Annotated in this window: 18 protein-coding genes; 4 read left to right on the top strand and 14 right to left on the bottom strand. The window is 61.6% G+C overall.

Translation table 11 applies throughout. The annotated features are described in order from the left end of the window. Positions 1-129: 129 nt before the first annotated feature. The 4 genes from Q2T52_RS04400 to thrC form a co-directional block, all read right to left on the bottom strand. Positions 130-3,018, bottom strand: a complete 2,889-nt coding sequence (locus tag Q2T52_RS04400) for an EAL domain-containing protein (RefSeq protein ID WP_302076033.1) — start codon at positions 3,016-3,018, stop codon at positions 130-132. A gap of 14 nt (positions 3,019-3,032) precedes the next feature. Next, complete coding sequence (locus Q2T52_RS04405) at positions 3,033-3,644, bottom strand: GNAT family N-acetyltransferase (RefSeq protein WP_302075444.1); 612 nt, start codon at positions 3,642-3,644, stop codon at positions 3,033-3,035. A gap of 68 nt (positions 3,645-3,712) precedes the next feature. After that, a complete protein-coding gene (locus Q2T52_RS04410; RefSeq protein ID WP_302075445.1) occupies positions 3,713-5,011 on the bottom strand; it encodes a M16 family metallopeptidase in 1,299 nt (432 codons plus the stop codon). 28 nt (positions 5,012-5,039) lie between these two features. Next, entirely contained in the window at positions 5,040-6,446 is a 1,407-nt protein-coding gene (gene thrC, locus Q2T52_RS04415) for a threonine synthase (protein WP_302076034.1), read from the bottom strand. A gap of 235 nt (positions 6,447-6,681) precedes the next feature. Here thrC and Q2T52_RS04420 point away from each other — a divergent pair, with 235 nt between their 5' ends. Further along, complete coding sequence (locus Q2T52_RS04420) at positions 6,682-7,278, top strand: PilZ domain-containing protein (protein ID WP_302075446.1); 597 nt, start codon at positions 6,682-6,684, stop codon at positions 7,276-7,278. Positions 7,279-7,348: 70 nt separating this feature from the next. Here Q2T52_RS04420 and Q2T52_RS04425 read toward each other — a convergent pair whose 3' ends face one another. From Q2T52_RS04425 to Q2T52_RS04450, 6 genes are all read right to left on the bottom strand, one after another. Then, on the bottom strand, positions 7,349-7,786 hold the full coding sequence (locus Q2T52_RS04425; RefSeq protein WP_302075447.1) for an Ivy family c-type lysozyme inhibitor: 438 nt from the start codon (positions 7,784-7,786) through the stop codon (positions 7,349-7,351). Beyond that, positions 7,787-11,248: a chromosome segregation SMC family protein gene (locus Q2T52_RS04430; RefSeq protein ID WP_302075448.1), complete on the bottom strand. Its 3,462-nt coding sequence runs from the start codon at positions 11,246-11,248 to the stop codon at positions 7,787-7,789. A 114-nt stretch (positions 11,249-11,362) separates the two neighbouring features. Further along, on the bottom strand, positions 11,363-12,076 hold the full coding sequence (locus tag Q2T52_RS04435; protein ID WP_436799486.1) for a DsbA family protein: 714 nt from the start codon (positions 12,074-12,076) through the stop codon (positions 11,363-11,365). A 111-nt stretch (positions 12,077-12,187) separates the two neighbouring features. Further along, on the bottom strand, positions 12,188-12,685 hold the full coding sequence (locus Q2T52_RS04440) for a DUF721 domain-containing protein (protein WP_302075449.1): 498 nt from the start codon (positions 12,683-12,685) through the stop codon (positions 12,188-12,190). Next, positions 12,682-13,932 carry an O-antigen ligase family protein gene (locus Q2T52_RS04445; RefSeq protein WP_302075450.1) on the bottom strand — a complete coding sequence of 417 codons (1,251 nt, stop codon included), beginning with the start codon at positions 13,930-13,932 and terminating at the stop codon, positions 12,682-12,684. The genes Q2T52_RS04440 and Q2T52_RS04445 overlap by 4 nt, the downstream gene beginning before the upstream one ends. 82 nt (positions 13,933-14,014) lie before the next feature. Further along, positions 14,015-14,761: a glycosyltransferase family 25 protein gene (locus tag Q2T52_RS04450; RefSeq protein WP_302075451.1), complete on the bottom strand. Its 747-nt coding sequence runs from the start codon at positions 14,759-14,761 to the stop codon at positions 14,015-14,017. 75 nt (positions 14,762-14,836) lie between these two features. Here Q2T52_RS04450 and mutY point away from each other — a divergent pair, with 75 nt between their 5' ends. The 3 genes from mutY to Q2T52_RS04465 are packed head-to-tail and all read left to right on the top strand — an operon-like array spanning position 14,837 to position 16,872. Continuing rightward, on the top strand, positions 14,837-15,913 hold the full coding sequence (gene mutY, locus Q2T52_RS04455) for an A/G-specific adenine glycosylase (RefSeq protein WP_302075452.1): 1,077 nt from the start codon (positions 14,837-14,839) through the stop codon (positions 15,911-15,913). A 25-nt stretch (positions 15,914-15,938) separates the two neighbouring features. Further along, the gene (locus Q2T52_RS04460) at positions 15,939-16,550 is read left to right on the top strand and encodes an HAD family hydrolase (RefSeq protein ID WP_302075453.1); all 612 of its coding nucleotides are present in this window, start codon (positions 15,939-15,941) and stop codon (positions 16,548-16,550) included. Positions 16,551-16,584: 34 nt separating this feature from the next. Next, complete coding sequence (locus Q2T52_RS04465) at positions 16,585-16,872, top strand: putative quinol monooxygenase (RefSeq protein ID WP_302075454.1); 288 nt, start codon at positions 16,585-16,587, stop codon at positions 16,870-16,872. Between the two features lie 916 nt (positions 16,873-17,788). On the opposite strand, the gene Q2T52_RS04470 is transcribed toward Q2T52_RS04465, so the two are convergent. From Q2T52_RS04470 to Q2T52_RS04485, 4 genes are all read right to left on the bottom strand, one after another. Next, positions 17,789-18,919, bottom strand: a complete 1,131-nt coding sequence (locus Q2T52_RS04470) for a site-specific DNA-methyltransferase (RefSeq protein ID WP_302075455.1) — start codon at positions 18,917-18,919, stop codon at positions 17,789-17,791. A 141-nt stretch (positions 18,920-19,060) separates the two neighbouring features. Next, positions 19,061-19,495 (bottom strand): DUF1284 domain-containing protein, encoded by a 435-nt coding sequence (locus Q2T52_RS04475; RefSeq protein ID WP_302075456.1) that lies wholly within the window; start codon positions 19,493-19,495, stop codon positions 19,061-19,063. Further along, on the bottom strand, positions 19,492-20,082 hold the full coding sequence (locus tag Q2T52_RS04480; RefSeq protein ID WP_302075457.1) for a biotin transporter BioY: 591 nt from the start codon (positions 20,080-20,082) through the stop codon (positions 19,492-19,494). Before Q2T52_RS04480 ends, Q2T52_RS04475 begins: the two co-directional genes overlap by 4 nt. Positions 20,083-20,290: 208 nt before the next feature. Continuing rightward, complete coding sequence (locus Q2T52_RS04485) at positions 20,291-20,959, bottom strand: GntR family transcriptional regulator (RefSeq protein WP_302075458.1); 669 nt, start codon at positions 20,957-20,959, stop codon at positions 20,291-20,293. Positions 20,960-21,060: the final 101 nt, after the last annotated feature.

Genomic DNA, 21,060 nt, shown 5'->3' on the forward strand with positions numbered 1-21,060 from the left:
CATATTCCTTAACGTCGCCCGTATCCATATGTACCGCCCGGTTCGAATATCCTGCTTGGCGCTCGCTCAGAACACAGCACCGCAACCGTTATGTGACAACGAGGTGAATAACTGGAAAACGAACAGGAATTATGCCCGCCTCGTCAGCGGAAATCTTTCCTTCAGCAACCGCTGCACGGCATCCGCCGGCATAGGTGCACCAAATAGGAAGCTCTGGCCGAAATCGCAGCCCATCTTTGCGAGTTCCGCCGCATCCTCGTCGCTCTCGATGCCTTCCGCCACCACGGTCATATCGAGTGCACGGGCCATGGCCACCACGGAGCGGAGCACGACCGCCCGCTTTTCGCTGTTGTGCGTGACGAGCGACTTGTCGATCTTGATCGTATCGAACGGGAAATGCGTGAGGTGCCCCAGCGAGGAATAGCCGGTGCCGAAATCGTCCAGCGCCAGGCTGATGCCGGTTTCGTGCAGGCGTGACAGCACGAGCCGCGCCTGTTCCGGATTTTCCATCATCACCGACTCCGTCAGTTCAAGCTTCAGACGGCGCGGGTCGCAATGGGCGCGCCCCAGCAGCGATCGGATCTCGTTGTAGAGGTCGCTGGACAGAAGCTGCGCGCTGGAAAGATTGACGGAGACGAAGATCGGCAGTTCGCCCGTTTGCTGCTCCCAGCCCATCAGGTCGCTGGTGGCGCGCTCCACCGCCAGCAGTCCCAGCGGTCCGATCATGTCGGACATTTCGGCAATCGGGATGAATTCGCTCGGCGGGATCGTTCCGCGCTTGGGGTGCTCCCAGCGCATCAGTGCTTCGAAGCCCGCGATCTCGCCGTCGCTGAGGTGGATGATCGGTTGATAGGCGAGCGTCAGTTCCTTGCGCTCGATCGCGCGGCGCAGGTCCGTTTCGATCTGCAGCCGGTCTGTGCCGCCGGATGTACGGAAGGCGGGGCGGAAGGGCTCGACGCGGTTACCGCCAGCCTTCTTGGCCCGGTACATGGCAAGCTCCGCATCGCCCAGCAGGCTTGCCGCACTTTCCTGTTGGTCCACCCAGGAGGAAAGTCCGATCGACGCCGTCAAAATCACCTCGCGATTGGCGAAATTGATCGGCACCATGATCGCCTTGCTGACCGCATCGGCAAATTCAGCCACCTTCACGGGGTCGCGCTCGGAAACCAGGATCAGGCCGAATTCGTCGCCGGAAAGGCGCGCCAGCGTATCCTGCGGTTTCAGCAGCCGTCGCAGGCGGCGGGTCAGCGCAATCAGGATGTTGTCGCCAGCCGCAATGCCGAGCGAATCGTTCACCTGCTTGTAGCGGTCGATATCGATGGCAATCACGGTCGGGCGCACGCCCTCGCTGGTCGCGGTCAGCGCCAGCACCGATTGCAGGCGGTCCAGAAAGACCTGGCGGTTCGGCAGGCCGGTCAGATTGTCGTGCAGCGCATCCTGAAGCAGGCGCTCGACGGAATTCTTCTGCTCGGTGACATCGACCACTGTGCCGACGCAGCGCACGATTTCGCCGTTGGAGCCCAGCACGGGACGCGCCCGGATCTGCAGCCAGTGGAAGTGCCCATCCTCGGCACGCAGCCGGAACTCGTGGGAGAGCTTGCCGCGGCGATGCTCCAGCAGCACATCGAGCGTGGCCTTGAAGCGGTCGCGGTCGTCCGGATGCAGGCGCGGAACCCAGTTGCGCACCGGCCCATGCATGCTGCCCGTCGAAAGCCCGAGCCTCAGCGAGATATCCGGCGTCGTCACCAGACGATCGCGCGCCACATCCCAGTCCCAGACCGTATCGCCGCTGCCCATCAGGGCGAGCGATTGCCGTTCGAGATCCGAGAACAGGCCCTGCTGATAGGCGCCACCCGCAAAGGCGTGCTGCATGACCGTGAAGCCGATCAGGAGCACGATGAGAACCAGACCACCGCCGAGCGCCGGCTGGATGATGTCGTTGTCGAGCCTGCCCGTGACCGTCAGCCAGCCGCCGAACAACCAGACCAGGATCAGCGCCCAGGTGGGCACCAGGAGGATGGCGCGGTCATAGCGGTTGAAACCGAGATAGATGATCAAGAGGATGCCTGATGTCGCCGTCAGCGCCAGCGAGATGCGGGCAATGCCTGCGGCGATCGAGGGATCATAGATCGCCACGCCGAACAGGATGCCGAGGCCCAATATCCAGGCGAGCGTCGCATAGCCCAGATGCACATGCCAGCGGTTAAGGTTCAGATAGGTAAAGAGAAAGATCACCAGCGAGGAAGCCAGCGCCACCTCGGCACCGGCCCGCCAGATGCGCTGGTCATTGGAGCTGATGGCAATCAGCTTCTCCAGAAAACCGAAATCCACGCAGATATAGGCCAGCACCGCCCAGGCCAAAGCGGCGGCGGCGGGCAGCATGGATGTACCCTTCACCACGAAAAGGATGGTGAGAAAAACCGCCAGCAGGCCGGCAATGCCGAGCACGATGCCGCGATAGAGCGTAAAGGCGTTTACCGTATCCTTGTAGGCATCTGGCTCCCAGAGATAGAGCTGCGGCAGGGAAGGGGTGGCAAGTTCGGCCACGAAGGTAATGACGGCGCCGGGGTTGAGCGTGATGCGGAAGACGTCGGCATCTGCGCTCGCCACGCGGTCGAGCGCGAAGCCTTCGCTTGGCGTAATCGCGATGATGCGCTGAGAGCCAAGATCCGGCCAGATCAGCTGCGAATTGGCAAGGCGGAAATGCGGGGCGACGATGACGCGCTCCAGCTGCTCCTCTGACACGTTGGCGAGAGCGAACACCGCCCAGTCACCCTGGTGGCCCGGCGAACTTGCCCGAACTTCGATGCGGCGGCGGATACCGTCAGCCCCGGCAGCGGTGGAAACCTGAAAGGCTTCACCCTGATTGGTGTAGATGTCCGTGGTGCCGGTCAGGTTCAGCGCGGTGTCGTCACGCGAAATCTTCACCGGTTCAGCGGCACTGGCGGACCCTGCCAGCGATAGGCCAGAGGTCAGCAGAAGAACGAATGTCAGGACGCGGCAGATGCGGCCCAACATGTTTGCAACGGGCCTCACGCGCCGTTCGCCTTAGCGTCGAACTGGTCGCCTGCCAGCAGCGAATACATCAGGTGGTCGCGCCACTCGCCGTTGATTTTCAGATATTCCCGCAAGAGACCTTCCCGTTTGAAACCGACCTTTTCCAGCAGTCGTATGCTCTTCCAATTGTCCGGAATACAGGCTGCCTCGATGCGGTGCAACTGAAGCCCGGAGAAGACGTAGGGTACTACAAGGCGGAGTGCGGCAAACATATGACCATTGCCAGCGTGTTTCTCACCCATCCAATACCCGATCATGCAGCTTTGAGCAGCACCGCGTCTGATATAGCCGATGGTGATGCCACCAAGCAGGCACTGATCCTTGCGGCGAAACAGCAGCAAGGGTACCGCCAGGCCCGAGGAAAATTCCTGAGTATTGCGGATGACGCGTGCGCGAAAGGAGGATTCCGTCAGGTCGTCATGCCGCCAGGTCGGCTCCCAGGGTTGCAGGAACTGCCGGCTTTCGGACCGCAGCTGCTGCCACTGCCGGTAATCGGTATAGCGCGGCAGCCGCAGCATATGGTGGTCGCCGTAAAGCTCAGGCGTATCCGGCTGGCGCGACAGGAAACGAAACACTGACCTTGTCATCCCCAGCTCGTTTGCCCCGCCAAAACCTTGCCAATCGCGATCTGGCAAGGCGCACATATGTCGACCGATCAGCCCGCAGCCTTCTGTGCCCGAGAAGCGGGCCGTGAAAGCGCTGCCGTGATGTCCGACATGGGGGCCAGATGCTCGACCGGTCCGATGGCGGATAGTGTCGGAACTGTATCGAAAAACAGCCGTCCGGCAAGATCGGTCAGACGCTGCGGCGTAATGCCCTGAAGCCGCTCCATCATTTCGCCGTTCGGGATGACGCGGCCATAGAGGATCATTTGGCGGGCAAGCTGGCCGGCACGGGCGGCCGGGCTTTCCTGACCCATCAGCAGCTGGGCACGAATCTGGGCGCGGGCGCGCTCGATTTCCTGCTCATCCACGTAGTCCGCGACCTTGCGCAGTTCGTCGATGATGACAGGCACAAGCTTCGGCAGGTCCTCGCCGCCGGTCGCGGCATGAATGCCGAACACGCCGGTGTCGGAAAAGCCCCAATGGAAGGCATAGACGGAATAGCAGAGGCCACGATGCTCGCGCACTTCCTGGAACAGGCGGGACGACATGCCGCCGCCCAGAATGTTTGCAAGGATCTGCGAACAGTAGAAGTCGCGCATGTGATAGGCCTTGCCCTCGAAGCCGAGGAGAAGCTGCGTATCCATGAGGTCGCGCGTTTCACGCACTTCGCCGCCAAGATAGCGGGCGGGGTCGAATACGGGCGGAGCGCTGGGAACGGTCGGCAGGGACGCAAAACGCGTCTCGACCTGGCGCACGATCGTATCGTGATCCACCGCACCGGCGGCCACCACGAAGATGCGATCCGTGGTGTAATTGCGCGAAAGATAGGTCCGGATCTGGTCCGGCGTGAATGACATCACGGTTTCGGGCGTACCGAGAATGGGGCGGCCGATCGTCTGGTCCTTGTAGGCGACTTCCGAGAAGCGGTCGAACACCACGTCGTCTGGCGTATCCTGTGAGGCACCGATTTCCTGCAGGATGACGTGCTTCTCGCGCTGGAGCTCTTCCTCGTCGAAGGCGGATTCCGTCAGGATGTCGGCGAGGATGTCGATCGCCAGCGGCACGTGATCCTTGAGGACGCGTGCATAATAGGAGGTCGTCTCCGTAGAGGTGGCGGCGTTCAGTTCGCCGCCGACATTTTCGATTTGCTCGGCAATATCACGCGCACTGCGGCGGGCCGTGCCCTTGAAGGCCATGTGCTCCAGAAGATGGGCAATGCCATGCTCATCTTCCGTTTCGTTGCGTGATCCCGACTTTATCCACACTCCCAGCGCAACACTTTCCAGATGCGCCATGTTTTGCGTCACGACGGTCAGCCCGGATGGGAGCCGGGTGATATCAACTTTCATCGTCGGTCTTTCCGGCATTACGATCTGATCAGGATTTGGCCCGTGCGTGCTTGCTGACGAATGATTCGACAGCCTTCAGCTCGGCATCCAGAACGTCGTAATGCTCCTCCCTTGTCATCAGATCATTCAACCATGATGGGAGGGCAGGAAAAATTCCGCAAGCGGATTCTACAGCAGAGGGAAACTTGGCCGGGTGTGCGGTGGCGAGAACCACCATAGGGCTCTGTGGCTTGGCATGCTTTTCGGCCACGAAAACGCCGGTCGCCGTATGCGGGTCGAGCAAGTAACCGGTCTCGGCCAGTTTTGCCTTGATGGTCTGTGCCACCTGCTTCTGCGTCGCGCGGCCCGCCTTGAATTCCTTGCGGATGGCCTTGAGAGGTTCCGGCTGGATCTCGAAGGCGCCGGACTGGCGAAGCCCCGACATGGCGGAGCGAACGGCGGATGCATCGCGGCCATAGGCCTCGAACAGCAGCCGTTCAAAGTTGGAGGAGATCTGGATGTCCATGGAAGGCGAGGTGGTGGCGACGACCGGCTTCATTTCATAGCGCCCGGTCTTCAGCGTGCGTGCCAGAATGTCGTTGTCATTGGTCGCAATCACCAGCCGGTCGATCGGCAGGCCCATGCGCTTGGCCACGTAACCGGCGAAGATATCGCCGAAATTGCCGGTCGGGACCGTGAAGGAGACTTTGCGATCCGGCGCGCCGAGCGAGACGGCGGCGGTGAAGTAATAGACCACCTGCGCGACGATACGCGCCCAGTTGATGGAATTGACCCCCGACAGCTTTACGCCCTCGCGGAAGGACGTGTCGTTGAACATGGCCTTCACCAGATCCTGGCAGTCATCGAAATTGCCGTTGACGGCGATGGCATGCACGTTCTTCTCGGTCGATGTCGTCATCTGCCGCTGCTGCACCGGCGAGACCTTGCCATGCGGAAAGAGAATGAAGATGTCTGTGCGCTTGCGGCCGGCAAAGGCATCGATGGCGGCGCCGCCCGTATCGCCGGACGTGGCACCGACGATGGTTGCGCGCTCGTTGCGTTCCGTCAGAACATAATCCATCAGCCGCGCCAGAAGCTGCATCGCCACATCCTTGAAGGCGAGCGTGGTGCCGTGGAAGAGTTCGAGGATGAAGGTGTTCGCGCCCGCCTGTACCAGTGGCACGATGGCGGGATGGCGGAAGGTGCCATAGGCATCATCGATCATCGCGCGCAGCTTGTCGGACGGGATCTCGTCGCCGACGAAGGGCGAGATGACGGCGAAGGCAACCTCCTGGTAGGATTTGCCGCGCAAGGCCCGGATATCCTTCTTTGTCATCGTGGGCCATTCTTTCGGCAGGTAAAGTCCGCCGTCACGGGCAAGGCCCGCCAGCAGCGCATCACGAAAGCCAAGAACGGGCGCGTCGCCCCGGGTCGAAATATAGTCCACGATGGTTATCCCGAAAGGTAAAGAAGGTCAGACAGATTGGACATGCATGCCGTGAAAAGATCTCATCGCCTGCCCATCGCTCCAAAGAACTGTGCGGAATTTCGTTCGCTGTGACGGTGGAACAAAATTCAGCTGCAATGCCAATCGATTTTTCCGTGCGCCGCTGATATAGACCATCAAAATTAGGCGTGAAAGGCCGGAAAAGGCCATTCCGGTCCAACCGGTACGAAAAGGGTTGAGTTACGTGTCTGGCAAGTCCTCGCTCAAGTTTCTGTCTCTGTCGCTTCTCGCAATCCTCACCGGCTGCAATTCGACGTCGCCGACATATGGCCTCGCGGTTGGCCAGACCCAGGCGCAGCCGGCGGCTGTTGCGCCGGTCGTGCAGGCCTTCTGCCCGCCTGTCGTTCTGATGGACCAAACGGCGGTGCATAGCGCTTATGCCGGCGGCAATGCCAAGGATAAGGATCAGACCTCGGCAGACGACAAGCTGATCTACCGTGCCTCGCTTGCTGATTCGACACGCTCCTGCACGGCCAACGAAACCACGATGACCATAACCGTGATGGCACAAGGCCGCCTCGTTCTGGGAGCAGCCGGCAAGCCGGGCCAGATCAACCTGCCGGTCAATGTACAGGTGGTGGATGGCGAAAAGGTCATCTACTCGCAGTCCGTCAACTTCCCGGTCCAGGTGCCGCCGGAAGGCTCAACCCAGTTCGTTTTCGTCAAGAACGATGTGGCCATCCCCAATGCCGCCGGTGGTGCCTCGCAGTTCACCCGCGTGCGCGTCGGCTTCGACGAAGGCTCGGCTGCAAAGACGTCGACCAACCGCAAGAAGAAGTGATTTTCACGCAGCTTCTATCGACTTTGATTGCCCGGTCTCGTGCCGGGCATTCTGTATGAAGCGGTAAATTTCAGATGCGACCCGCAGGCTTGCGCAGGATCTCCAGCAGGGCGGGCGAGGGCTTGCCAAGCGGGATCTCGCCGAATTCCGCATCGCGCACCAGACCCCAGGCGGTCTTGCCATCCGGTGTAAACACCAGTCGAAGCTGGCTGCGCGGGCAATCGGCAGGTCGGCAGGCATCAAAGACTTCCAGCGATTGCCCATCGACCTCCACCTTCTGCGACGCGAGCGAGACGAAGGCCTGTTGCGGCAGGATGTTGCGCACCCAGACCGGCAGTTTCGGTTCCAGCCGGATGATGGCGCGCAGCGAGGTCTGATAGGCCGGCGTCACATAAAGCACGTTGCCAAGGAAGCGCCCGCTTTGCGCCTCCGCAGCCTGTGTGAGCGATGCAGCCGACAGGCAGAGGGCAAGGCAAAGGCTGGCGAAGGGGAGGATGCTTTGGTTCACTCAGCTGGCCTCGCGCAATTGTTCCGCCGTCTGCAGGTCGACCGACACCAGCTGCGAGACGCCCTGTTCGGCCATGGTGACGCCGAACAGCCGGTTCATGCGCGCCATGGTGATGGGATTGTGGGTGATGATGATGAAGCGGGTGGCGGTGGAGGCCGCCATCTCGTCCATCAGGTTGCAGTAACGCTCCACATTATGGTCGTCCAACGGCGCATCCACTTCGTCCAGCACGCAGATCGGGGCCGGGTTGGTCAGGAAGACGGCGAAGATCAGCGCCATGGCGGTCAGCGCCTGCTCACCGCCGGACAGCAGCGTCATGGTCTGCGGCTTCTTGCCCGGCGGGCGCGCCAGGATTTCTAGGCCCGCCTCTAGCGGATCGTCGCTCTCGATCAGCTGGAGTTCGGCAGTGCCACCATTGAAGAGGTGAGTGAAAAGCCGCTGGAACTGGGCGTTCACCACATCGAAGGCGGCAATCAGCCGCTCGCGGCCCTCGCGGTTGAGGCTCTGGATGGCGGCGCGCAGCTTGCGGATCGCATCGATGATGTCGTCACGCTCCTTGATCAGCGCCGCCAGTCTGTCCGACAGTTCCTTCTGCTCTTCCTCGGCACGAAGGTTGACGGCACCCAGCCGCTCGCGTTCGATCTTCAGGCGGTCCAGCTCCCGCTCCACGCCAGCAGTATCCGGCAGGGCGGAACCTGGTTGCAATCCGGCATGTCGGATTGCCTCATGCGGCTCCACATTCAGCGCCTGACGGATTGCCACTTCCGCATCGTGGCGGCGTTCGGCGGCAGAGACGAGCCGCTCTTCGGCACGGCCGCGTTTTTCGCGCGCTTCCGCAAGCTCCGCAAGTGCTGTGGCCGCCAGCCGGTCGGCCTCGCGCTGACGGGTTTCAGCTTCCACCAGCAGGTCGCCCGCGGCCCGTCGTGCTTCCTCCGCCTTCTGCAATTCGTTGATCAGCGCGCGGCGCTTGTCGTCGAATTCATCCGGCGCGAGATCCAGCTCCGCGATTTCCTCGCGCGCTTCGTCCTCGCGTTCGCGCAGCGTTGCAATGTGGTTCTCGGCACTTGCCGCGCGGCTCTTCCAGGTGTTGCGCTCCTGCGCGATCGAGGTCAGGCGGCGGCGACGGCTTTCCGTTTCGCGCGCGTAACCCTCATGACGGGCGCGGGTTTCCGCCAGTTCCGCACGCTCGGTCGCCACCCGCATCTGCTGCTCGGCCAGACGGCGATCCACCTCGCTCACATCGGGCGCATCCTCAAGCTCTGCGCGAAGCCCTTCCTCCTGGGCGGCAAGCTCCTCGGCCTGCTCCTGCAATTGCGACAGCGCGCTTTCCACCACGTCGCGGCGGCGCATCAGATCGCCCGCCGCCCGCTCCGCCTGCGCAAGCGCCTCGCGCGCTTCCGCGACACTGCGCTGGCACAGGCGCACCCGATCGCGGCTGTCGGACAGGCGGGTCTCCTCCGCACGGATGACCTCGCCCGCCGCGATGTAAAGGCTTTCGGCCTCCGAGAGCTGGATCTCGGCCTCATCGATCTCGCCTTCCAGCTCGCTCAGGCGGTTCTTCTGGGCAAGCCTGAGCGCTGCGGCACTCGGCGCGTCCGATCCGGTGACATGGCCATCCCAACGGAAGATTGCGCCGTGGCGCGTGACAAGACGCTGGCCGGGTTTGAGAAACGCCATCAGGCGGCCAGCATCCGCCTCATCTACCACGCCGATCTGGCGCAAGCGGCGGGAAAGCTCCGGCGGCGCGATGACATGGGCAATCAGCGGCTGGACGCCATCGGGAAGGGCAGGGTCATTCGCGCCCTCGCCATTGCCGGACCAATGGGCGGGGGCGCTGGCATCCAGCGGATGGTCAAGATCATCGCCAAGTGCCGCACCGAGCGCCACCTCGAAGCCGCGGTCGACGCGCACCATGTCTGCCACCGGCGCGAAACCATCGCCGCTGGTGACGGTCGCGAGCATCTTGCGGATGGCGCGCGCTTCCGCCTCCAGCCCGTTCAGCCGCGCCTTGCTGGCCTCGACAGGCTGGCGCGCTTCTGCCTCGCGCCGCCTCGCTTCGGCAAGCGCATCCTCGATCTGCTCGACGGCGGAGGCCGCATCCTCCAGGGCGATCTCGGCGGCGTCCACCGCTTCGCGCTTTTCCTCCGGGTCGGGCAGATCGGAAAGCCGGTCGTTGATCGCCTCGAATTCGGTGCGGGCCTCCTCGCGCTGGCGGTCCAGCCGCTGGCGGCGGTCAGCGATGTCGCGGATGCTGCGCTCCAGCTGCGCCTGCGCCGCCACGAGGCCGGCGCGCTCGGCGGTGACAGTGGCAAAAGCCTCTTCCGACTTTGCCAGGCGTGCCGCCGCTTCCTCGAACAGCAAGCGCGTTTCCTCCGCCTCTTCGCCGGATTGTGCCAGAAGTTCGGTCAGTTCCGCCTCTTCCTCGTCAAGACGTGAAAGTACTTCGGTATTGTCAGCCATCAGCTGTTCTTCGCGGCGGATGTCCTCGCCAAGCTGGGCGAGACGCCGCATCACGTCATCGCGCCGTTTCAGCAGGCGGCCGGCTTCTTCCTCCAGCTGACCGCGGGCAATCTGCAAGCGTTGCAAAGCCGCCGCCGCCTTGGCCTCTGCCTCGCGCAGTTCGGGAAGCTTGAGGCTCGCAACCGCTTGCGCCTTGGCCGCTTCCATCTGCGCTTGCGCCTTTTCGGCCACGACAGAGGTAACCTGGTTCAGCGCGCTGGTCGCCTCGTTTTCCGCCTCGCGGCCCTGCACCCAGCGGATATGCAAAAGCATGGCCTCGCGGGCGCGGATATCGGCAGACAGCATCTTGAAACGGTTGGCCTGGCGCGCCTGCCGCTTGAGGCTCTCGATCTGGCTTTCCAACTGCGAGGTCACATCCTCCAGCCGCTCCAGATTGGTTTCGGCGGCGCGCAATCGAAGCTCCGCCTCGTGACGCCTGGAATGAAGGCCGGAAATGCCGGCCGCCTCTTCCAGCAACTGACGGCGCGCCTGCGGTTTTGCCTGGATCAGCTCACCGATCCGACCCTGACCGACCATGGACGGTGAGCGCGCGCCGGTGGAAGCATCGGCAAACAGCAGCTGCACATCCTTGGCGCGGGCTTCCTTGCCGTTGATGCGGTAGACCGAGCCGTTCTCGCGTTCGATGCGCCGCGAGACCTGGATCTCGTCGGCATCGTTGAAGGCGGCCGGTGCCGTGCGATCGGAATTGTCGAGGAAAAGCGCCACTTCGGCGGTGTTGCGGGCAGGGCGGTTGCCGGAGCCGGAGAAGATCACATCGTCCATGCCGGATGCGCGCATGTTCTTGTAGGAGTTTTCTCCCATCACCCAGCGCAGCGCCTCGACAAGGTTGGACTTGCCGCAGCCGTTCGGCCCCACGACGCCGGTCAGGCCCCGCTCGATGATGAACTCGGTCGGTTCCACGAAGGACTTGAAGCCGATCAGGCGCAGCTTGTTGAACTTCATCGGGCGCCCCCGATGGCAGCAGTTGGAATCTCATCCGCCAACCCTGCTGACGGCGCAAAGAAAAAGGGCGCGCGGATGTCTCCGGCGCCCGTTCCGTTGAGAGAGACGGCCAGATCAGAGCATGCTGTCGATAAGGGCCGACATGGTTTCAACCGACATATCTCCAGAATAGCGGTTGCCGTTGATCAGGAAGGTCGGCGTGGAATTGACGCCGAATTTGTCCGCACCGCGCTTCATCGTGGCATTCACATCATCGAGAAGCTTCTGGTTCGTCAAGGTTGCCTCAAAGCTCTCCTGTGTAAAACCGGCGATCTTGGACGCTTGCAACAGGGCATTGCGCACATTGCCATCCGCAGGGGCTGCCCAGGCGCGCTGCTGCTTGAACAGCATGGAGACCATGGCGAAATACTGCTGCGGCGCTGCCAGTTCCTTCGTGTTGGACGGGTTGGTGCGCGCCAGCATGAAGGCAGCCGTTGCGACCGGGTCGAACGGGAATTCGCGAACGATGAAGCGAACTTTGCCGCTGTCGACATACTTCTGCTTGATCGCGTCGAAGGTTGTGGTGTGGAAATGCGCGCAGTGCGGGCAGGTCATCGACATATATTCGACGATCGTGACCTTCGCCTTCTCGTCACCCAGTGCCATTTCCGGCAGCGGGCCTGCCTGCAGAACGTCGGCCATGTCCACCTTGCCCTGGGATTCCGGCAATTCGGCTGCGAAGGCGAGAGTTGCAGAGCCGGCAAGCGTCAGACCGCAGGCGGTTGCCGCGGCGCTGCCGAGCAGGTTGCGTCTGGAAAGGGAGAGAGAGCTGAACATCAAGACACCCATGTTGAAGCGCGAATACTAGTGAACTGTCCGTAACGTGCCTAAATGGCGACGACAAGCGGTTGAGTGTTCGGTTTTCTCAAACAATCGTGACAGGAGAATGGTCGGGCATGTTCAACGACGCCTCTTGGGCTGAAGAACCGCAGTGCCGAGCCGCTCCACCGCCTTGCGCAGAGCTTCGTTCTCGATCCCATCCATCATTTCGTTGAGACGCTTGGCCGCATCACCACGCAGTGGCTGCGGTGGGCGGCGGTGCTTTGTTGTCTGGGAGACCGGTTTTTGGACGATGCGGATCTGGCGCACGGCCGGAAAGCCGAAGAAGCCGTTGATGCGGGCGATCAATTCCCCCTGCGCATGACTGAGGAAAAGCGCGCGTGCGCCCTCGCAGGCCACCGTCAGCACGCCGGACTGGAAGCCGGAGGCCGGTTCGCCCGGCTCACGGCGCGGCCAGGCGATTTTTTCCGGTCTCGTGCAATCTGCAAAATCCTCGCCGGCAATTTCGTCCCATGACCCCAGCAATGCAGTGGAGATGCCTGCACGGCGTGCCAGCACGGGATCGATGATCGCATTGGCGATCTCTGCGATCTGGTGCGGAACGCGGGCGCGGCTCATGGGCTGAATGCCGCCACAGGGCTTCCAGCACGCACCCTGGCTTTCCAGCGTCTCACCTGGGTGACCATGACTGCCATGAAGATGAAGACCGTCGACATCACAAGCTCATGATAGAACGGATCATGCAGCAGGCCGAAGACGAAAACGCTAAAGAAGAAATAGACGGCCACGCGCTTGACGCTGTTTGCCGCCGGGCTGCGGATGATGGTCAAGAGGAAACTTGCGAGGATCGACATCATCAGCAGAAGCCCGATTACGCCATTGGCCAGCAGTTCCTGCAGAATGAAATTATGGACGTGGTGGAAGCCTTCGATCATCGGCGCCTGCGGACCGGCGATCGCCTTCAGGTAATCGAACATGCGCATGGTGCCGACCCCGTTGAACAGGTGTTCGCGAATGACCTGCACGGCGGACTTCCACATGACCAAACGAATGTCGCCGGAGATCATATCCGGTTCGCGCGAACCCTGGACATAGTAGTCATAGACCGTCACGAAGCGCTGCATCACCATGGCCTGAATAGGTGGCGCAACGGCGAGACAGGCGACAATCACGGCGGCGGCGGCCAATCCGAAGCGACGCACCTTCGGCGCCCATTCCCAGCAGGAAACAAGGAATTCTGCGATAATGATGGCGGGCAGCACAATCAGGATCGCGCGTGTCTCGGTCAGGAAGACTGGCACGGCGGCGATGAAGAGATATTGCAGGCCGTTCGGCAGGAAGCGCGGGGCATCCTTCACGCGCACCGTTGCGACGATGGCTCCAAGCGTCACCAGCAGCGCCATGATCGCGGCATTGCCGCCGCCGTTGTAGCGATTGTCGACGCCGAGCCCGATGACATAGGTTGCCCAGAGCGACAGGATGAGACTGAGGAAGACGCCGAGGCGCGCGCTCAGGACCAGCATGCGCAATGGTCTGCGCACAAGGCAGAGGCCCGGTGCCGCGAAGGACAGGACCAGCAGCAAGATCATGAAGCCGAGCTGTCGGTTGCCGCTGTGCAGATCACCTCGTAGCGCCATCAGCGTCAGGGCCCACAGGCCGTAGGCTGCAACAAAGCCGAAGGGCGAGCGCATGTGATGAGACAGACGCCGCATTCTGGAAAACGCGACATAGATCCCGGCCAGCGAGAAAAGGCCTGCAATTGCCACCGTGAACGGAAAATAAAGAGGGGAACTCACGCCCGATAGCGAAACACCCCATTGGTCCACCCGCCGCCTGGCGAGCAGGAACCTCTTCATTTTCAGCATAGGATCATCCCTGCAATCATTTTGTATATCCTCGCGGTTCTGGCGCATTGCGGCCAGTGTGGCAAGGCTGTCTTGTCGAAGATCATAGCGCAATTGTGTGTAGAGCGCGTCGAAAAGCTTCCGAGATACGAAAGAGATGCGTCGGGACTTTTTTGAGACCGCGCAGTTTCAACTGTCGATAATCCGCGCGGCTGGCGATCAATGTTTCGTTGCGCAAATGGCCGAAATCCACCAGATCGCGTTCCACGGTATAGACGGCAACACCGTGATCCCACGAGCGTTCCAGCGCGCTATCGAGCGGGAGCGACTGGCGCGCCATGCCCCGAAGAAGTCTTTCTGCCGCCTTGCGGGTGACGAGATAACAGGCAGATGACCCCTGTGGCCCAAAACCGGACCAGCCGATGCGGTCGCCGGCCTTGCTGGTGAAACGATGGCGGAAGGAGACGGTGCGGTGGTTCACGAGCTTGACGACACAATCATCCGGCACGGCTTCCAGGATGATGCGGGCCCGCTGGACGAGATCGATGGAGAGGTTGACGTCGTCCTCGATGACGAGTGCTGCCGGTGCGTCACTGGCCAGCAGATGCCGGAAGGCGCGCAAGTGGCTCTGGTAGCAGCCATATTCCCCGGCCATCATCGGGCGGCCGTTGCGGCGGCGAAACAGGTCGAGATCGACATTGTCCCACTGATCCTGCGGCACCAATGATCCGTCGACCCCGGCAATCCGTTGCAGCGGGATATTGAGCTCGAGCGCCTGCCGCTCGATCTCCGCACGGCGGGCGGCAGCGCGATCGATATTGATGAGGAGGACCGGCAGTTCGCCCGTCATTGTCGTTGGCTTCGATGTCAATGCAGTCTACACCCCAATCTCTACGATCTGTCCCATGCGGTGAATGCGAGATCCATGCCCCAACAGCCGGAACCCCTTGTCGCAAAGCTCCTGCTTGCCTGGTACGACCGCCACCATCGCGAACTGCCCTGGCGGGTATCGCCTGCCATGCGAGGTCGGGGTTTGCGCGCGAACCCCTATCACGTCTGGCTATCGGAGGTCATGCTCCAACAGACAACCGTGCAGGCGGTCAAGCCCTATTTCCAGAAATTCCTGAATTTGTGGCCCAAGGTGACAGACCTCGCCGCCGCAAACACAGATGATGTGATGGCCGCCTGGGCGGGGCTTGGCTATTACGCTCGCGCCCGCAACCTCAAGAAATGCGCCGAAGCCGTCGCCACTGAACATGGCGGCATCTTTCCGGATACGGAAGCGGGCTTGAGGGCGCTTCCCGGCATTGGCGACTATACGGCCGCGGCTGTGGCGGCCATTGCCTTCGACAGGCAGGCGGCTGTCATGGATGGCAATGTAGAGCGGGTGATTTCCCGCCTCTACGCCATTTCCGATCCGCTGCCGGGGGCGAAGCCCCTGATGAAAAGCAAGGTGGTTGCCGTGACCCCGGCGGAGCGTCCAGGCGATTTCGCGCAAGGCATGATGGATCTCGGCGCGACGATCTGCACGCCGAAGCGCCCTGCCTGCGCGCTCTGTCCGCTGAATGGCGAATGTCTGGCACTTCGCGACCATGACCCCGAACGTTTTCCGGTGAAGGCGGCGAAGAAGGAAAAGCCGGTGCGGCTGGGCGCGGCTTTCGTGGCGGTGGACGGGCAAGGCCGCGTTCTTCTGCGGCGACGGACGGCCAGCGGGCTTTTGGGCGGCATGACGGAGGTGCCGACGACGGACTGGACCTCCCGCAAGGATGGAGGCACGGACGTGGAACACGCGCCGTTCCGCGCCGACTGGCAGCCTTGCGGCACGGTCGTTCATGTCTTCACCCATTTCGAACTGCGGCTTTCCGTCTACCGTGCGCACCTGAACGCGACTGCAAACGCCGATGGTTGGTGGGAGCCGGTCGAAACTCTGGGCGAACAGGCCTTGCCGACTGTCATGAAAAAGGCCATCACGCTTGCCATTCCGCTGGCCTTCCAGCCTTGATCCAAAAGAAGGAGTTCGCGACATCATGGCCCAGATCGAGCACATCGTTTTCGACATCGGCAAAGTGCTCATCCATTATGATCCGAACCTTCCCTATAGTCGCATCATTCCCGATGAGGAGGAGCGCCGCTGGTTCTTCCAGAACGTCTGCACGCATGACTGGAACATCGAACAGGATCGCGGCCGCGAATGGTCCGTCGCCGAAGCCGAACTGATCGAGAAGTACCCTGAGCGGGAAGAGCAGATCCGTGCCTTCCGCACGCATTGGCACGAGATGGTGCCGCATGCCTATGACGAGAGCGTCGCGATCATGGAAACCCTGATCGAGCAGGGGCATGACGTGACCATGCTCACCAATTTCGCCGCCGATACCTTTCGCCATGCGCGTGAGCTCTTCCCATTCCTCAACACGCCGCGCGGGGTGACAGTGTCGGGCGAGATTTTCCTGATCAAGCCGGATGTCGAGATCTACCATGTCCACGCCCGCGATTTTGGGCTCGATCCGGCCAAGAGCCTGTTCATCGATGACACGATCGTCAATGTCGAAGGCGCCAAGGCGGCCGGCTGGCATGCCGTTCATTTCACCGGCGCCGCCAAGCTTCGCGAGGATCTCGCCGGCTATGGTTTTCACGTTTGAGGCTTGAGCAAGCCATTTAGCACCGGGAGTGATCATGCAGACCAAGCGCGTTTATCTCGACGGCCATATCGACGTGCCAGCCGAAAGGCTGGAGGCGGTGACGGCGGCCCTGCCGCAGCATATCGCCTTGACGCGTGCGGAAGCCGGCTGCCTCAAGTTCGAAGTCGTGCCGAGCGAGACGGTGGCCGGGCGCTTCCTGGTGTCCGAAGTCTTCACCGACCAGGAGGCCTTCGATGCCCATCAGGCGCGCACCAAGGCTTCCGAATGGTTTCAGGTCACCGCCGGCATTCCGCGCGACTATTCGATCCGGGTGGAGGAGTAAGCGCAACTACGTTGAAAGCGCCGCCTGATCTGTTATATTGCAGGAGTAGGTCAGGAGCTGTCACTCCTGACCCATTTCGCTTAGATATGGAATGTGACCCGCACGTTAGCTTGCCAGCCCGTGCGGGTTTTCCGTATCACCAGCGTGATGCTCAATGGTATCCACCACATCGCGATCACTCCTCATCGAGAGCAGAGCCTCTGCCTCGGCTGGTGCGGCTCATCCTCACCAGTCAACGCCGGCTGGCGCGGCGTCTGCTGCTTCGCTCTCGACATTTCATGTATAGCAGAAGTGGAAGTGTGTATCATAGGTAGCAATTTGTGCCGTGATACACGGAGCTTTTTTGCTTCGTTGCTCTCTTCAGTGGGGTATCTTCGTCGCCGCAACTGCGTTGAAACCGCAGCGCGGTATGATATATTGCAGGAGTGGGTCAGGAGCTGACACTCCCGAGCCGTTTCGCTAAGCTAAGAATTGAGCCCGCACGATGACTTGCCAGCCCGTGCGGGTTTTTCTTACCTCAAGCGTGATGCTCAATGGTATCCACCACATCGCGATCACTCCTTATCAAGGGCAGAGCCTCTGCCTCGGCTGGTGCGGCTCATCCTCACCAGTCAACGCTGGCTGCCGCGGCGTCTGCTGCTTCGCTCTCGACTTTTCATCTATAGCAGGAGAGGTGATGGGCACCATAGGTCGTGATGCGTGGCGCGGCACACGTGAGGAAATGCAAACGCCCGAACCTTTGGCAGGTCCGGGCGTGCACAATATCTTTCCGTAGCACAAGTGACGGCCCGGAAAGTCTCTCATCAGCGGAGGCGGTGGATCATTTATCCCCGACGATGAGGCATAACTGAACGAAACCCCTGAAAGTGGCGGTTGCGTGGCGCCTGGCAAAATGCCTGCGCCACTGGCCGTTTTGTCATGCGAGGTTGCCAAGACCCTTGCGGATTTCGGCGCGCAGCGCATCGATCGGCTTCAGCGCACCTTGGTCCTCGTAATGCCAGAAGGTCCAGCCATTGCAGGTGTCAAAGCCCTGCACCTTGGCGCCCAGGCGATGGATGGAGCCTGCTTCACCGCCGGAGACCAGCGTGCCATCCGCGCGCACAATGGCGCTGACCCGGCGCTTGGCATCCGTCAGCACGTCGCCCGGCTTCAGGAGACCGCTTTCTACCAGCGTGTTGAAGGCAACGCGCGGCTCGGCTTTCTTGCCGGTCATGACCGTCAGTTCGACCTTGCCCAGCGGTTCGACCGCATCGATGCGGGCGGAGGCGGCGTCGATGTAATCCTGCTCGCGCTCGATGCCGACGAAGTTGCGGCCGAGACGTTTTGCGACAGCACCCGTGGTGCCGGAACCGAAGAACGGATCGAGGATGATATCGCCCGGCTTGGTGGATGCCATGATGACGCGGGCCAGCAGCGCCTCCGGCTTCTGGGTCGGATGGATCTTCTTGCCGTCGCCGTCCTTCAGCCGCTCATGGCCGCTGCAGATGGGAAACAGCCAGTCGGAGCGCATCTGCACGTCGTCGTTGGATGCCTTCAGCGCATCATAGTTGAAGGTATAGGCCTTGGCCTTCGGGTCGCGGCTTGCCCAGATCATCGTCTCATGGGCGTTCTGGAACCGGCGGCCCTTGAAGTTCGGCATCGGGTTCGTCTTGCGCCAGACGATGTCGTTCAGGATCCAGAAGCGCATGTCCTGCATCATGGAGCCGACGCGGAAGATGTTGTGATAGGAGCCGATGACCCAGATCGTGCCATTTGGCTTCAGCACGCGGCGGCAGGCCAGCAGCCAGGCGCGGGTGAAGGCATCATAGGCCTGAAAGCTTTCGAACTGGTCCCACTCGTCATCGACGGCATCCACCAGCGACTGGTCGGGCCGGTGCAGCATGCCGCCGAGCTGAAGATTGTACGGGGGATCGGCGAAGATCGCATCGACGGAGTGATCCGGCAGCGCTTCCAGGGCTGCAACGCAATCGCCCTTGATAATGGTGTTGAACCAGGAATCGGGGCGGGTTTCGGCCCTTAAAGCCGCAAGCGGAAGAACGGATGCCATCAGATACTCGCTGTACGCTTACTCGATACGTTTACTGACTGTTATGGTTACCCAGTTTGGTTACCAAAGCCTGAAGACGGTTCGAGAATTTTTCATATTGCGGAATATCGGGAAGGCGCCTGTGCTGGTATAGGGCTCTGTTCAGACCGCTTCGGGCAGAATAAGGACACCGGGAAAGCAGGCGTCGGATACGCGGTCGCAAAGACCCGCCCATTCGCAACCGTGACAGGCCGTGCGGAGGGATCGATCGGCAAAAGCACGTCGAAGGGTTTGCATGAGGGCAGGGGTGAGCGTGATCCTCACGCCCGCCTCGATTGGCCTTTGCAGAAGCGAACTGACGGCCGCAGCCGCCTCACGATCCCGCATCACAACACGTTCGTTGAAACAGTGCGCTGAGGCGTCGCTTTTGATCAGCGGCGCACATATGTCGTCGGGCCCATCCACGATCTCGATCGCTTCCCCTGCCGTGATCCGCCCGGCGATCTCCCGGTAATTGCGGGTGAAGTCGGGCGAATACCCTTCGCCGACGAAGGTGAGCATGCACAGAAGATGATGGGCCCGAAGACGGATGGTCATGCGAGGTTACGGTCCTTCATCTGAACCCATGCCCTCAGCAGGGCAGCCCCCAGAGCGGACTTGATGGCGCCGCCCAGAATGAAGGGCAAAACGCCGACGGCCCAGGCCTTTTCGCCGCCCATGATGGTGGCAAGCCATGCCCAGCCGCCGGCAAGGCAGACGAGGTTTGCCAGAAAATGTGCCAAGAAGCTGGCGAACACCCGGTGCCCGGTCCAGCCCTTTTCAGCCAGATATCCCGTCAGTGCCGCCACCAGCGGGAAGCTGGCCAGATAGCCGGCGGTCGGCCCCATGAAGACGGCAAGCCCGCCGCTGCCGTTTGCCAGAACCGGGATGCCGAGCATGGCTTCACCTAGCCAGGCGAGTGTGGTGATGGTGGCGAGCCGCCAGCCATAGAGCACGCCCAGCATGGCAAGCGCAAAGGTCTGCAGCGTAATCGGCACCGGGATCATCGGAACGGCTATGCGGGAAGCTGCTGCGAGAATGGCCGTGCCGGCCAGCACCAGAATGGCCTTGGTGACCAGAGTGCGTTGATCGATGCCGAGTGGATCGAAGCGGCCCGCCGAAGTGCCGGTGGAGATCGATGTCATCTTTGCCTCCTGAGCAAAATAGATAATCGGAAATGACTGCTGCAAATTATCTATAAAATGATTCCGGGCAACAGAAATCTTGGTCCGGCACGTGAGGAGCGATGCGCGCCGGGGCGTCAGAAGGGGCAGCCTATGAGTAAAAATGCACCAAAACCCGATGTTCTCGCGGTGTTTGGAGAGATGCGACGCTGCGGAGAATTATCTATAATTATCCGACAATCGCAAAGCGAGCCGGTGTCTCGCCGCCGCCGCGCGGTGCGGGTGCCCTCCCAATCCACTGAACGTGGCGTTCCAGGATCAGGCAGGCCTCTGCCACATTGCCCTGGCGCAGCGCATGGATGATCGCGCGGTGGTCGTGGTCCGTGCGACGCTCCCATCCGCTTTGCCAGCCGGCCAGCAGGAAGCGCGCACTGACCGAGTGCAGGTCGTCGATAGCGGCCAGCAGGCGGGGCATGCCGCAAGGCGTGACGATCAGGCGATGAAAGCGGCGATTGGCCTCTTCCCAGGCATCGACGGTATCGGCGACGTCACCCTCTGATGTCACATGTTCGGCCTCGTCCAGCAGGGAAGGCGTCAGGAAAGGGGCGGCGTTCTTCAATGCCAGCACTTCCAGCGCGGCGCGCATCTCCGCTACTTCGCGAACCTGGGTGAGGTCGAAGGTGGCAACCCGCACGCCGCGCCGCGGGATGCTAACCACCAGACCTTGTGCCTCCAGCCGGCGGAAGGCTTCGCGCACCGGCACGTGGCTCGCCTCGAATTCTTCGGCGATATGGTCCTGCGCCAGCCTCACGCCGGGCTGCAGATCACCACGAATGATGCGGTCCGCGAGTGCGCGGGCAATCTGTGAAGCGATGGTGTCGGCTGTGTTCTTGCTCATGCGTCATGCTTAGGATGGGGCGGTTTCGTTGTCGAGAATTGCAATCCCTCTTGCCTCTCAAAAATCGACGCAGGCGCAGAGCCGCCGTACGGCCTGCGCAA

The organism is Rhizobium oryzicola, assembly GCF_030504645.1.
Taxonomy (GTDB): Bacteria; Pseudomonadota; Alphaproteobacteria; order Rhizobiales; family Rhizobiaceae; genus Neorhizobium; species Neorhizobium oryzicola.